We start from the raw sequence: 13,491 nt of genomic DNA on the forward strand, positions 1-13,491 counted from the left end.
CATGGCACTCACGAACGAACACCCCGGTGAGCAGGCGGCTCCCAGCCCCATCAAGCTGATCGGCATCCGGGACACACCCCTCTCGGTGGACGAGGTGTTCGCCGCCCTCGGGGACGAGGCGGCGGGCGGCATCTCGCTGTTCGTGGGCACCGTGCGCAACCACGACGGGGGCGCGGACGTCGACGCCCTCGGCTACTCCTGCCACCCCTCCGCCGTGGACGAGATGCGGCGCGTCGCGGAGAAGGTCGTCGCGGAGTACCCGGTGCGGGCCCTGGCGGCCGTCCACCGGGTGGGTGATCTGGCCGTCGGTGACCTCGCCGTCGTCGTCGGCGTGTCGTGCCCGCACCGGGGCGAGGCGTTCGACGCCTGCCGCAAGCTGATCGACGACATCAAGCACGAGGTGCCGGTCTGGAAGCATCAGCGGTTCTCCGACGGCACCGAGGAATGGGTCGGCGCCTGCTGACCCGCGCGGGCCGGTGACGTTCGGCCCATCGGGTGCTCCGGTTGCGTAACCGCACCCCGCGCGTGAGCGTTGTCCGTGCGAATGGTTAATCTGCTGATCACTCAGTTCGCGGGACATTCATGGGGTTGGGAGGTCGGCATGGCGGTGCTCGCCTGGTTGCTGATTCCGCTTGTCGCCGCGGTCGCGGCCGGTCTGTGGGGAAGCTGGGCCAACCGGACCCGCAGAACCCGCGGCGACGGCCCCGAGCTCGACGGCTACGCGCGGTTCCGCGAGGCCATGGAGAAGTCCCACACGGGTGCCCCCGGCGCCTGACGGGGGTGCCCTGACGGGGCGCTGACACACGTGTCCCGTACTGTCGTGCCATGCCACGCCGTACCGCGACGATGCTCGCGTCCACCCTGATGCTGATCGCGCTGCTCTGCGCGGGAGTGCTCATCCCCGTGCCGTACGCGGAGATGTCGCCGGGGCCGACCGTGAACACGCTCGGGGACCACGACGGCGAACCGGTGCTCCAGGTCTCGGGCCACCGCACCTATCCGGCCGACGGTCACCTGAACATGACCACCGTCCGGGTGACCAGCGCGGACTTCCGGATGAACCTGGTGGAGGCCGTCTACGGCTGGCTGGCCCACGACACCAAGGTCGTCCCGCACGACACGCTCTACCCGGACGGCAAGACCGAGGAGCAGTCCACCCAGGAGAACGCCGAGGAGTTCAGCCAGTCCCAGGAGAGCGCCAAGGTTGCCGCCCTGAATGAGCTGCGCGTCCCGGTGACGTCCTGGGTGATCGTCTCCACGGTGATCAAGGACTCCCCGGCCGAGGGCAGGCTGCACGCCGGCGACGTGATCAAGGCCGTGGACGGCACGCGGGTCAAGCAGCCCGCCGACGTGGCCAAGCTGGTGACCAAGCACAAGCCGGGCCAGAAGGTCGTCTTCACCGTCGTCCCCGCCAAGGAGCAGGCGGCCGCCGAGAAGGCGCACAGGACGGCGACGAAGACCCAGGACGTGACGATCACGACCGCCGACTCCGCCGACAAGGGCGCCCCGCGCGCCATCGTCGGGATCTCCGCCGGGACCGACCACACCTTCCCGTTCACCATCGACATCAAGCTCGCCGACGTGGGCGGCCCCAGCGCCGGACTGATGTTCGCGCTCGGCATCTACGACAAGCTCACCCCCGGCAGCCTCACCGGCGGCAAGTTCATCGCCGGCACCGGCACCATCGACGACGACGGCACGGTCGGCCCCATCGGCGGCATCGAGATGAAGACGGTCGGCGCGCGCGACAAGGGCGCCCAGTACTTCCTGACCCCGGCCGACAACTGCGCCTCCGCCGCCAAGGACACCCCGGGCGGCCTCACCCTGGTCAAGGTGAAGAAGATCGGCGACGCCCTGGACGCCCTCAAGGACATCCGCGAGGGACACACCGCCGACCTGCCGAAGTGCACCACCAAGGGCTGAGACCCACAGACACATCCCGTACGCGCGCGGGGGCGCCCCCGGAACTCCGGTGGGCGCCCCCGCGCGCGTATGCGGTACGAAGAGTCAGTCGGCGAACGTCGCGGCCAGCGCCTCGGCCAGACCCGGCACCAGGTCCGGGCCGGTCAGGACCTCGGTGGCGGAGTCCTTCTCCCGCAGGCGCAGCGCCGACTCGCGGTTGCCGTCACGCAGCACCGCGACCGTCATCCGCACCTCCTGCCGCTCCGGGCGCGCGGACACCCACTTGGCCAGTTCCGCGTCGCTCAGGCCCTGCGGGACCTGTGTGTCGACGGACGAGGGCAGCATCAGGCGCTCCACGGTGAGCGCGCAGCCGACCACCGCGTCCGGCCAGGCGATGGTGGCGAGGAATTCGTCGAGCGGCTTGCCGGCCGGGACCTCGTCCTGCTCGATCGGGGTGAGACCGGTGGCACCGGTCTCCTCGTCCAGGCCCAGCTGGGCCGCGAGAGAGGGTTCCTGGGTGCGCAGCCGCGCGGTGTCGACGAGGGCGAAGAGGCGGGCCGGCTGGTCCCAGCCGAGGCCGGACGCGTACTCGTCGATCTCGAGTACGGCCCGGGTGAGCGGGCTCGCCGCCATGGGAGTGTTGGACATGGTCACAATCCTGCCTCGTTCCCGGCCGAAAACGGGAACCGAGTAAACCGTGAGTAAGTTGCATAGGTGGGGGCCCGCGATCACAGGGGGCCACCAAGGGCCCGCGAACACGAGGGCCTGACGGATCGACAGCGACTTCGAGGTGCGCACCTTGGCTTTCCAGATGCCGGACCGCGGCGGAGGCCCGACGGGGCCACGGATCAGGGCGGGCCGTCCGTCCCGGCGGGTGAGGACCCTGCTCGTGACCTTGGGCGTGCTGGCCGCCCTCGGTATGACCTTCACCATGTTCGCCGGTTTCTGGACGGACTGGCTCTGGTACCGGTCGGTGCACTACTCGTCGGTGTTCACCACCACCCTGTGGACGAAGATCGGGCTGTTCTTCGTCTTCGGCGTGCTGATGGCCCTCGCGGTGGGCTTCAACATCTGGCTCGCGCACCGCCTGCGGCCCCCGCTGAGCGCCATGTCGATGGAACAGCAGAGCCTCGACCGGTACCGGATGGGGATCGCGCCGTACAAGACCTGGCTGCTGCTCGCCGTCACCGCGCTGGTCGGCCTCATCGCCGGCGCCTCGGCGGCCGGCCAGTGGCGGACCTGGCTGATGTGGGTCAACGGCGTGTCCTTCAACGAGAAGGACCCCCAGTTCCACCGGGACGTCTCCTTCTACGCCTTCGACCTGCCCTGGTACCGCTTCCTGCTGGCCTTCGGCTTCGCCACGGCCATCCTGTCGCTGATCGCCGCCGCGCTCACCCACTACCTGTACGGCGGACTGCGCGTCACCAGCCCCGGTTCGCGCGCCTCGGCCGCCGCGACCGGCCATCTGTCGGTGCTGCTCGGCATCTTCGTGTCCCTGAAGGCCATCGCCTACTGGCTCGACCGGTACGGCCTCGCGGTGAAGTCCAGCGACTTCAAGACGACGGGCAACTGGACGGGTCTGCGCTATGTGGACGCCAACGCCTATCTGCCCGCCAAGACGATCCTGTTCTTCATCGCCGTCATCTGCGCGCTGCTGTTCTTCGCCACCCTGTGGCGGCGCACCTGGCAGCTCCCCGTCATCGGCTTCGGCCTGATGGTGCTCTCCGCGGTCCTGATCGGCGGCCTCTACCCGGCCATCGTGCAGAAGTTCCAGGTCCAGCCCAACGAGCAGGCCAAGGAAGCCCCGTACGTCCAGAAGAACCTCAAGGCGACCCGCGAGGCGTACGGCATCGACCACACCAAGGTCAGCGAGTACTCGGGCAAGGCGGCGACCGACGACAAGACGACGCTGCGCGACCAGGTCGGCAAGACCGCCAGCATCCGCATCATGGACCCGAACGTGGTCTCGCCCACGTTCCAGCAGCTCCAGCAGATCCGGAACTACTACGGCTTCCCGACCAACCTGGACGTCGACCGGTACACCACCAAGGACGGCAAGGAGCAGGACACCGTCCTGGGCCTGCGTGAGCTGAACCTGGGCGGCATCCCGAAGAACAACTGGATCAACGACCACTTCCGCTACACCCACGGCTACGGCGTGGTCGCCGCCAAGGGCACCGAGTCCGACGACAAGGGCCGCCCGGTCTTCACCGAGAAGAACCTGCCCTCCAAGGGCGACCTGGGCACCTACCAGCAGCAGGTCTACTACGGCGAGAAGACCACCACGTACTCCATCGTCGGCGGTCCCCAGAAGGAGATCGACTACTCCGACGACGAGGGCGAGAAGACCACCAGCTACACGGGCAAGAGCGGCGTCAACCTCGACAACCCGCTCAACCGGGCCGCGTACGCGGTGGCGTTCAACGAGCCGCAGATCCTCTACTCCGGGGCGATCGGCGACGGTTCGCGCATCCTGTACAACCGCACCCCCAAGGACCGCGTCGAGTCCGTCGCGCCCTGGCTGACCATCGACGGCGACGCCTACCCGGCCGTGGTGGACGGGCGTATCCAGTGGATCGTCGACGCCTACACGACCAGCAACGGCTACCCGTACGCCTCGCGCACCACGCTCGGGGACACCACGGCCGACTCGCTGACCGCGACCAACAACTCCCGCGCGGTGGTGGCCCAGCAGAACCAGGTCAACTACATCCGCAACTCGGTCAAGGCGACCGTCGACGCGTACACCGGTGACGTCAAGCTCTACCAGTGGGACGCGGCCGACCCGGTGCTCAAGACGTGGATGAAGGCGTTCCCGCACACGGTGAAGCCCCGCGCGGAGATCAGCCCGGAACTGATGGCCCATCTGCGCTACCCGCAGGACCTGTTCAAGGTCCAGCGCGAACTGCTCACCCGCTACCACGTGACCAACGCGCAGACCTTCCTCAGCGGCAGCGAGGTGTGGCAGGTCCCGGACGACCCGAGCAACGACTCGCACGACTCGGTCCCGCCGTACTACCTGAGCATGAAGATGCCGGACCAGAAGCAGCAGGTCTTCTCGCTGACGACGACCTTCACCCCGAACGGCCGGGACAACCTGAGCGCGTTCATGGCCGTCGACTCCGATCCGCGCGCCAGCGACTACGGCAAGATCAGAATCCTGAAGCTGCCGACGAGCACCACGGTCGACGGCCCCAAGCAGGTCCAGAGCCAGTTCAACTCCGAACCGTCCATCGCGGAGACGATCAGCCTGCTGAGCCGGGGCCACTCCCAGGTCGAGTACGGCAACCTGCTCACCGTCCCGCTGGACGGCGGCCTGCTGTACGCGGAGCCGGTCTATGTGCGCGGCGGCACGCTGAAGTACCCGCTGCTGCGCAAGGTGCTGGTGACCTACGAGGGCCGGACCGCCTTCGAGAACACCCTGGACGAGGCACTGGACAAGGTCTTCGGGGTCAAGGGCTCCGAGCCGCCGGAGTCCGGCACCACCGAACCGCCGGCGTCCACCAGCCCGACGGTCCGCCAGGCCCTTCAGGACGCCCAGAAGGCGTACGACGCGGGCCAGGAGGCCCTCAAGTCCGGTCCGGACTGGGACGCCTACGCCAAGGCGCAGAAGGACCTCCAGGACGCGCTGCGGCGGGCCGAGGACGCCCAGTCCAAGGTGGACAAGCCCCGGACCAGCGGCGACTGACCGAGCACGCCCCGCGCCGTGATAGAGTTTGGAACACAACGGCGCGGGGTGGAGCAGCTCGGTAGCTCGCTGGGCTCATAACCCAGAGGTCGCAGGTTCAAATCCTGTCCCCGCTACTGAAAACGAAGGCCCGGATCTCATCGAGATCCGGGCCTTCGTGATGTGCGAACTCATGTGCTGGGCGTTTCATCGGCCGCGCCGCCGCCCGGAGTTGGGCCAACTGTGTTTGACTTGTCTCTCTGTGGGCATGTCGACAAAACGCTGAAGTGACCTCACGGGCTGCGGTACACCGGGTGTACCCAGGTTGCAGGTGGTGCGACGATGGACGTTATGGGGGACAAGGCAACTCTGTTCGAGACAGGGCGATTTGTGCAGCCTTCGGGTGAGGAACCGTCCCGCGACGAGGACGAGATGGGGGAGGACGCCGAGGAGGTGCGCCTCGGGATGGCGGCGCGCACCGGAGACGCCGAGGCCGCCAGCGTTCTCGGGGCCATGCTGCTGCGCCGCGGCGACCTCGACGCGGCCGAACCCCAGCTCCGCGCCGCCGCGTCCGCCGGTGACCGGCCCGCCGCCAACAACCTGGGTGTCCTGCTGCACCAGCGCGGCTACGCCGAGGAGGCCGCCGGCTGGTGGCGGATCGCCGCCGTCGCCGGATCGGCCGCCGCCGCGCACGCGCTCGGCCGCCATCACCGCGAGCGCGGTGACGAACCCGCCGCCGAGTACTGGCTGCGCCAGTCCGCCGAGCAGGGCCATGTGCTCGGCGCCTACGCCCTCGCCGACCTCCTGGAGCACCGGGGCGACTCGCGCTCCGCGTACTGGATGCGCGCCGCCGCCGAACGCGGCCACCGAGAGGCCGCCTACCGCCTCGCCCGCTCCCTGGACGGCGGCGACGCCGAGCCCGGCGCCGGGCGCGAGGAGGAGCCCGGCACGGAGGAGGCGTCCGCCGAGGCCGAGCAGTGGTACCGCCAGGCCGCCGCGCGCGGCCACCGCCGGGCCGCGCTGCACCTCGGCGCCATCCTGGAGAAGCGCGGCGAGCTGAAGGAGGCCGGGCGCTGGTATCTGACCTCGGCCAAGGACGGCGAGGCCCGCGCCGCCTGCGCCCTCGGCTTCCTGCTGCGTGACGCCGGTGACACCGAGAGCGCGGCCGTGTGGTGGCTGCGCGCCGCCCAGGACGGCGACGGCAACGCGGCCAACGCCCTCGGCGCGCTGCACGCCGAGCGCGGCGAGACCCAGACCGCCGAGCGCTGGTACCGGGCCGCGCTGGACGCCGGGGACGACAACGGCGCCTACAACCTCGGGCTGCTCTGCGCCGAGCAGGGCCGCACCGCCCAGGCCGAGCAGTGGTACCGGCGCGCCGCCTACGCGGGGCACCGGGAGGCGGCGAACGCGCTGGCCATTCTGCTGCTCCGGGGCGGCGACACCAGCGGCGCCGAGCCCTGGTTCTCCAAGGCCGCCGAGGCCGGCAGCGTGGACGCCGCGTTCAACCTCGGCATCCTGCACGCCGGACGCCACACCGAGCGGGACACCGAGGCCGCGGTGCGCTGGTACGAGCGGGCGGCCGCAGCCGGGCACACCGAGGCCGCCCTCCAGGTCGGCATCGCCCGGCTGCGCGAGGGTGACGAGCAGACCGCCGAGCGCCATCTGCGGTGCGCGGCCGGCGGTGGCAGCGCGGAGGCCGCGTACCGGCTGGCCACCGTGCTGGACGCGCGCCGTCCGCCGGAGCCCGCGCACGAGCTGGGCGAGAGCGTGCACGACAAGACGGAGTGCGAGGAGTGGTACGAGCGGGCGGCCGGCCAGGGTCACCGGCGCGCCCAGGTGCGGGTCGGCATGCTCGCGGCGGCGCGCGGCGACGTGGTCGAGGCGGCCCGCTGGTACCGGGCGGCCGCCGAGGCCGGCTCCCGCAACGGCGCCTTCAACCTGGGGCTGCTGCTGGCCCGCGAGGGCAGCGAGCCCGAGGCGGCCGTGTGGTGGACCCGCGCCGCCGACGCCGGGCACGGCCGGGCCGCGCTGCGCCTGGCCCTGGTGTACGCGCGCCGGGGCGAGCTGGCCGAGGGGCAGCGCTGGGCGGCCCGCGCGGTGGAGCTGGGCCCGGTGGAGGTGGCCGAGCGGGCGGCGCGGCTGCGGGACGCGCTGCGCGAGGAGCTGTCCGCGTGACCTGGGCGGAGGGGCGCGGGGGAATGGATTTGCCTCGGCGGCCATGGGTCCCGTAGTGTCATATTCATCGACGCGGGGTGGAGCAGCTCGGTAGCTCGCTGGGCTCATAACCCAGAGGTCGCAGGTTCAAATCCTGTCCCCGCTACTGAAGGCCGAGGGCCGGAATCCGAAATGGATTCCGGCCCTCAGTCGTATGCGCATCAAAAGTCGTACGCGCATCAAAAATGCCGCCCCAGTGTGGGGCGGCAGGGTGTTCGTCAGGCGGCCGCGCACTCCGGGCACAGGCCGCGGTAGGTCACCTCGACGTCCGAGACCGCGAAGCCGAAGCGCTCGGTGTCGGGGAGGTCGGAGAGCGGGTCGCCGACGGGGTGCACGTCACGGATCGCGCCGCAGCGCGAGCAGACCAGGTGATGGTGCGGGCGGTGCGCGTTCGGGTCGTACCGCTTGGCGCGCCGGTCCGTGCTGACTTCCAGCACCTCGCCGAGGGAGACCAGCTCACCCAGGGTGTTGTAGACGGTCGCGCGGGAGATCTCCGGCAGCTTCACGGCGGCACGCGCGTGGACCTCGTCGGCCGTGAGGTGGACGTGCTCGCCGTCCAGTACCTCGGCCACCACGCGGCGCTGCGAGGTCATCCGCCATCCGCGTCCACGCAGCCGGTCCAGAAGGTCACTCATGGCAGCCAGCGTAACAGGGGGCCGAACAGATCCCGAACAGGTGTGATTTTGGAATCAGGGCAGGATTGGACCGAGTCCAATTATCGGGCCAACCCTGCCGGAGCGGGGTCAGAGAGCCGGTTCCGGGGCGCGGGCCGGGGCCCAGCAGCGGATGATGTCGCGGACCGAGACGATGCCCGCGGGCTCGCCCCTGTCGAGCACGACCAGGTGCCGGAAGCCGCCGTGCGTCATGGCGCGGGCGGCCTCGTGCAGGGTCCAGGCCGGGGCGGCGAAGACCACGGACGTGGTGGTGTGGGCGTGCGCGGTCTCCGCGTCCGGGTTCTGGCCCAGACCGACGGAGTTGAGGATGTCCCGTTCGGTGAGGATGCCGATGCCGCCCGCGTCCGGGTCGAGCACCACGGCGGCGCCGATCCGGCGGGCGGACATCAGGGCGGCGGCCTGGCGGAGGGTGTGGGCGGGGCCGATGGTGAGGACCACCGTGCTCATGGCGTCTCGGACGAGTGTGGGGACGGGTGCGGGCGCGGATGTGAGCATGGGATGGAGCCACCTCCTGTGGAACCCGCGCGGCACACGCGCGGATTCACGAATTCACAAGTGAGGGAGGCTTCAGAGTGACAGGTAAAAGGGAGGTCAACAAGAGGGCGCGCGCGGCCAGTTGAGGGCGCACGGGCCGCGCGGGCGCGACCGGGCCGCGCTCAGTCGCCGAGCCGCCCCAGCAGCTCGTCGTGCAGCAGGCCGTTGGAGGCCGCCGCGTCACCGCTGTGCGGGCCGGGACGGCCGTCGAGACCGGTGAAGGTGCCGCCCGCCTCGGTGACGATGACCGCGTTGGCCGCCATGTCCCACAGCGACAGCTCGGGCTCCGCGCACATGTCCACCGAGCCCTCCGCCACCATCATGTACGGCCAGAAGTCGCCGTACGCGCGCGTGCGCCACACCTCGCGGGACAGGTCCAGGAGGCCGCCGAGCCGGCCCCGCTCCTCCCAGCCGGTGAGGGAGGAGTAGGCGAAGGAGGCGTCGGCCAGGTCGCTCACCCGGGAGACATGCATACGGCTCGCCGAGGTCAGGCTGCGCCCGGTGAAGGCGCCGTGGCCCTTCGCGGCCCACCAGCGGCGGCCGAGCGCGGGCGCGGAGACCAGGCCCACGACCGGGTGGAACCCGCCCTGGCCCGCCTCCATCAGCGAGATCAGGGTCGCCCACACCGGGACCCCGCGGACGTAGTTCTTGGTGCCGTCGATCGGGTCGATCACCCAGCGGCGGGGGCCCGAGCCCTCGGCGCCGTACTCCTCGCCGAGCACCGAGTCGCGGGGGCGGGCGCGCTGGAGGTGGTTCCGGATCAGCTCCTCGGCGGCCTTGTCCGCCTCGCTGACCGGCGTCATGTCCGGTTTCGTCTCGACCTTCAGGTCGAGGGCCTTGAAGCGCTCCATGGTCGTGGCGTCGGCGGCGTCCGCGAGGACATGGGCGAGGCGCAGATCGTCGAGATAGTCCGGCATGTGACGACCGTATCGGCCGGGGGTGTCCGGAAGCCACCAGGGGCAGACCGGGCGCGGCGTACGGCGCCCTGGCCGAACCGCGCCCCGGTACGCCCCCGAACCCTTGACAGGGCTGGTGGGCGAGTCAAATCTAAGCGCCACAGCTCGCCCCAGGGAGGCGAAGATGCCCGCAGCCCGCGAATCGCTGCTGGACGCCGCAGGCAGAGCGCTCGCCAACCGGCCGTGGTCGACGGTGCGGATGGTCGACGTGGCCGCGGCCGCCGGAGTGTCCCGGCAGACGCTCTACAACGAGTTCGGCAGCAAGGACGGCCTGGCCAGGGCCCTGATGCGGCGCGAGGCCGACGGCTACCTCGCCGGGGTGGAGCGCGCCCTCGCCGGCCACGCCGACCCCCGCGACCGGCTCGCCGCCACCGCCGAGTGGACCGCCACCGCCGCCCGGGCCAACGCGCTGGTACGGGCCATGCTCACCGGCGCCTGGAACGAACGGCTGCCCGCGCCCGCCCGGCCCGGCCTGCCCTCCACCTCCACCGTGCCCGCGCAGCGGCGGGCCGACGGGCCACTGCCCGCACCCGGAGACTTCCTGCGGATCGTGCGCGACCGGGCCGTGGCCGTCCTCACCGCACCCGGCACCCCCGCGGCCGACACCGCCAAGCTGGCCTTCACCTGTGAACTCGCCCTCCGGCTCGGCCTGTCCTGTGTGGCGGCACCGGCGGGCGAGGGCGGCACCGCGGCCCTGGTCCACCACGCCCTGCACCGGGAGCAGTTCTGAGGGCTCGCTCAGTGCGCCGACCCCGACAGCTGGAGGCCGATCACCCCGATGATCACCAGGGAGATGGAGATGATCTTCAGGGTGGACACCAGGTCACCGAGGAAGATCATGCCGTAGATCGCCGTCCCGGCCGCGCCGATGCCGGTCCACACCGCGTAGGCGGGACCGACGTCGAGCTTCTTCAGGGCCAGGGTCAGCAGGCCGAAGCTGCCGAGGGCGAAGGACGCGAAGGCGATGGTCGGCCACAGCCGGGTGAACCCGTGGGAGAGCTTCAGGCACACGGCGAAACCGGTCTCCAGAAGCCCGGCGACGATGACCAGCAGCCACGCCATGTGCTGTCCTCCCGTAGGTCCGGATCTCCGGCTCGGTGCGATTATGCACTTACCGAACCCGCACCCCGGCAAACCACGCGATGCTCAGTCGCCTTCCCGGCGCTCCCGCGTGGCCAGCAGCCGGCGCAGCGAGTACAGCCGGGCCTGGCCCGCGTGCCCCTCGGCCACCCAGGCGTCCAGCGCGCACTCCGGCTCGTCGTGGCTGCACGCGCGCGGGCAGTTCGCCGTGCCCGGCACCAGGTCCGGGAAGGCGTTGATGACCCGCGAGGGCTCGATGTGCGCCAGCCCGAAGGACCGTACGCCCGGAGTGTCGACCACCCAGCCCGTGCCGTCGCCGAGCGGCAGCGCGAGCGCGGAGGTCGTGGTGTGCCGGCCCCGGCCGGTCACCGCGTTGACGTGTCCCGTCGTACGCCGCAGGTCCTTCGGCACCAGCGCGTTGACCAGGGTCGTCTTGCCGACGCCGGAGTGGCCGACGAACGCCGTGATCTTGCCGTCCAGCTGCTCGCGGACCCGGTCGGCGGCGTCGCCGTTCTCCAGCTCCTCGCGGCTGGTGACCACGTAGGGGATGTCCAGGTCGCCGTACAGCTCCAGCAGCTTGTCCGGGGAGGCGAGGTCCGACTTGGTCAGGACCAGCAGGGGTTCCAGGCCACCGTCGAAGGCCGCGACCAGGCAGCGGTCGATCAGCCGGGGGCGCGGCTCGGGGTCCGCGAGCGCGGTGACGACGGCGAGCTGGTCGGCGTTGGCCACGACGACCCGCTCGTAGGGGTCGTCGTCGTCGGCGGTGCGGCGCAGCAGGGAGGAGCGCTCCCCGATGCGCACGATCCGCGCGAGTGTGTCCTTCTGGCCCGACAGGTCCCCGACGAGCGACACCCGGTCGCCCACCACGGCCGCCTTGCGGCCCAGCTCACGGGCCTTCATCGCGGTGATGGCGCGCCCGTCGACCAGGCAGGTCAGCCGGCCCCGGTCGACGGTGAGGACCATGCCCTCCGCCGCGTCCTCGTGCTTGGGCCGGATGTTCGTCCGCGGCCGATTGCCCTTGCGGTTGGGACGCGTGCGGATGTCGTCCTCGTCGGTGTGCTTGCCGTAGCGGCGCATGATCGTCAGTCCGCCCGTCAGTTACCGAGCATCCCGGCCCACAGCTCCGGGAAGTCCGGGAGGGTCTTCGCCGTCGTCGCCACGTTCTCGATCCGCACACCGGGCACGGCCAGGCCGATGATCGCGCCGGCCGTCGCCATCCGGTGGTCGTCGTAGGTGTGGAACACCCCGCCGTGCAGCGGGCGCGGGCGGATGTGCAGGCCGTCGGCGGTCTCGGTGACATCACCGCCGAGTTCGTTGATCTCCTTGGTGAGCGCGGCCAGCCGGTCCGTCTCGTGCAGCCGCAGATGGGCCACGCCCCGCAGGGTCGAGGGGGAGTCGGCGAGGGCCGCGACCGCGGCGATGCCGGGGGTCAGCTCGCCCACGTCGCCCAGGTCCACGTCGATGCCGTGCACGGTGCCGGAACCGGTGAAGGCAAGCCCGTACTCGGTCAGCTCGCAGGAGCCACCCATCTCGGTGAAGATCTCCCGCAGCCGGTCACCCGGCTGGGTGGTGCGCTCCGGCCAGTCCGGGATCGTCACCTTGCCGCCGGTGACCAGGGCCGCCGCCAGGAACGGCTGGGCGTTGGACAGGTCCGGCTCGATCGTCAGGTCCCGGCCCAGCAGGGCGCCCGGCGTCACCCGCCACACGTTCGGCTCGCCGCCCGACTCCGGGGTGTCCACCTGGGCGCCGACCGCGCGCAGCATGTCCACCGTCATCCGGATGTGGGGGAGGGACGGCAGCGTCGCGCCGGTGTGGCGGACCTCCACGCCCTGGTTGAAGCGCGGCGCGGACAGCAGCAGCGCCGAGACGAACTGGGACGACGACGAGGCGTCCACCGACACCGGGCCGCCCTCCAGCGCCCCGCCGCCGTGCACGGTCAGCGGCAGCGCGCCCCGGCCGTCGTCGTCGATCCGGGCGCCCAGCACGCGCAGCGCGTCGATCACGCCGTGCAGCGGACGCTCGTACGAACGGGGGTCGCCGTCGAAGCGGACCGGGCCGTCGGCCAGCGCGGCGACCGGCGGCAGGAAGCGCATGACCGTGCCCGCGTTGCCGACGTCCACCGTGGCCGGACCGCGCAGCCCCGTCGGCAGCACCCGCCATGCCTCGCCGGAGCCGTCCGGGCCGACGCCCTCCTCGATCTCCACACCCATCGCGCGCAGCGCCCCGGCCATCAGCAGCGTGTCCCGCGAGCGCAGCGGACGGCGCAGCCAGCCCGGCTCGGAGGCGAGGGCGGCCAGCACGAGCGCCCGGTTGGTGACCGATTTGGAACCGGGCACGTGGACCGTCGCGTCGACGGCTCCGGTCGCGTGGGGGGCGGGCCAGAGGGCGGTATGGGCGGGGTTCACGGTCATGCGCCCCACTTTAGTGGCTGGGACCGCACCCGGATCTTGATCGAACCCGGCCG

At 71.3% G+C, this 13,491-nt stretch carries 13 protein-coding genes and 2 tRNA genes; 8 read left to right on the forward strand and 7 right to left on the reverse strand.

Annotation, left to right across the window (positions count from 1 at the left end; translation table 11 throughout):
• The first annotated feature begins 1 nt into the window (after window position 1).
• The 3 genes from ACIGA3_RS27065 (at window position 2) to ACIGA3_RS27075 (ending at window position 1,923) form a co-directional block, all read left to right on the forward strand.
• Window positions 2-463, forward strand: coding sequence for a molybdenum cofactor biosynthesis protein MoaE (locus ACIGA3_RS27065; RefSeq protein WP_399720583.1), 462 nt, complete (start codon window positions 2-4; stop codon window positions 461-463).
• Window positions 464-601: 138 nt separating this feature from the next.
• Window positions 602-775, forward strand: coding sequence for a hypothetical protein (locus ACIGA3_RS27070; protein ID WP_399720586.1), 174 nt, complete (start codon window positions 602-604; stop codon window positions 773-775).
• 50 nt (window positions 776-825) lie between these two features.
• Complete coding sequence (locus tag ACIGA3_RS27075; protein WP_399720589.1) at window positions 826-1,923, forward strand: PDZ domain-containing protein; 1,098 nt, start codon at window positions 826-828, stop codon at window positions 1,921-1,923.
• Window positions 1,924-2,007: 84 nt separating this feature from the next.
• On the opposite strand, the gene ACIGA3_RS27080 is transcribed toward ACIGA3_RS27075, so the two are convergent.
• The gene (locus tag ACIGA3_RS27080; protein ID WP_399720592.1) at window positions 2,008-2,556 is read right to left on the reverse strand and encodes a PPA1309 family protein; all 549 of its coding nucleotides are present in this window, start codon (window positions 2,554-2,556) and stop codon (window positions 2,008-2,010) included.
• A 157-nt stretch (window positions 2,557-2,713) separates the two neighbouring features.
• Between ACIGA3_RS27080 and ACIGA3_RS27085 the strand changes: the two genes are divergently transcribed.
• From ACIGA3_RS27085 to ACIGA3_RS27100, 4 genes are all read left to right on the forward strand, one after another.
• Window positions 2,714-5,590 (forward strand): UPF0182 family protein, encoded by a 2,877-nt coding sequence (locus tag ACIGA3_RS27085; protein WP_399720944.1) that lies wholly within the window; start codon window positions 2,714-2,716, stop codon window positions 5,588-5,590.
• 42 nt (window positions 5,591-5,632) lie between these two features.
• A tRNA-Met gene (locus ACIGA3_RS27090) sits at window positions 5,633-5,706 on the forward strand.
• A gap of 205 nt (window positions 5,707-5,911) precedes the next feature.
• On the forward strand, window positions 5,912-7,744 hold the full coding sequence (locus ACIGA3_RS27095; RefSeq protein ID WP_399720595.1) for a tetratricopeptide repeat protein: 1,833 nt from the start codon (window positions 5,912-5,914) through the stop codon (window positions 7,742-7,744).
• Between the two features lie 71 nt (window positions 7,745-7,815).
• Window positions 7,816-7,889, forward strand: a tRNA-Met gene (locus tag ACIGA3_RS27100).
• A 112-nt stretch (window positions 7,890-8,001) separates the two neighbouring features.
• Here ACIGA3_RS27100 and ACIGA3_RS27105 read toward each other — a convergent pair.
• The 3 genes from ACIGA3_RS27105 to hisN form a co-directional block, all read right to left on the reverse strand.
• The gene (locus tag ACIGA3_RS27105; protein ID WP_399720598.1) at window positions 8,002-8,418 is read right to left on the reverse strand and encodes a Fur family transcriptional regulator; all 417 of its coding nucleotides are present in this window, start codon (window positions 8,416-8,418) and stop codon (window positions 8,002-8,004) included.
• A 108-nt stretch (window positions 8,419-8,526) separates the two neighbouring features.
• Entirely contained in the window at window positions 8,527-8,904 is a 378-nt protein-coding gene (locus ACIGA3_RS27110) for a cyclic nucleotide-binding/CBS domain-containing protein (RefSeq protein ID WP_399720601.1), read from the reverse strand.
• A gap of 209 nt (window positions 8,905-9,113) precedes the next feature.
• Entirely contained in the window at window positions 9,114-9,908 is a 795-nt protein-coding gene (gene hisN, locus ACIGA3_RS27115) for a histidinol-phosphatase (RefSeq protein WP_399720604.1), read from the reverse strand.
• A gap of 163 nt (window positions 9,909-10,071) precedes the next feature.
• Between hisN and ACIGA3_RS27120 the strand changes: the two genes are divergently transcribed.
• Window positions 10,072-10,677: a TetR/AcrR family transcriptional regulator gene (locus ACIGA3_RS27120; protein WP_399720607.1), complete on the forward strand. Its 606-nt coding sequence runs from the start codon at window positions 10,072-10,074 to the stop codon at window positions 10,675-10,677.
• Window positions 10,678-10,685: 8 nt separating this feature from the next.
• Here ACIGA3_RS27120 and ACIGA3_RS27125 read toward each other — a convergent pair whose 3' ends face one another.
• The 3 genes from ACIGA3_RS27125 to aroA all read right to left on the reverse strand — a co-directional run bounded on the left by ACIGA3_RS27125 (window position 10,686) and on the right by aroA (window position 13,438).
• Window positions 10,686-11,009 carry a DMT family transporter gene (locus tag ACIGA3_RS27125; protein ID WP_399720610.1) on the reverse strand — a complete coding sequence of 108 codons (324 nt, stop codon included), beginning with the start codon at window positions 11,007-11,009 and terminating at the stop codon, window positions 10,686-10,688.
• A gap of 84 nt (window positions 11,010-11,093) precedes the next feature.
• Window positions 11,094-12,104, reverse strand: coding sequence for a ribosome small subunit-dependent GTPase A (gene rsgA, locus ACIGA3_RS27130; protein WP_399720613.1), 1,011 nt, complete (start codon window positions 12,102-12,104; stop codon window positions 11,094-11,096).
• Window positions 12,105-12,121: 17 nt separating this feature from the next.
• Window positions 12,122-13,438: a 3-phosphoshikimate 1-carboxyvinyltransferase gene (gene aroA / locus ACIGA3_RS27135; protein ID WP_399720616.1), complete on the reverse strand. Its 1,317-nt coding sequence runs from the start codon at window positions 13,436-13,438 to the stop codon at window positions 12,122-12,124.
• Between the last annotated feature and the right edge of the window lie 53 nt (window positions 13,439-13,491).

Source organism: Streptomyces sp. NPDC085596, from assembly GCF_044541565.1.
Lineage (GTDB): Bacteria > Actinomycetota > Actinomycetes > Streptomycetales > Streptomycetaceae > Streptomyces.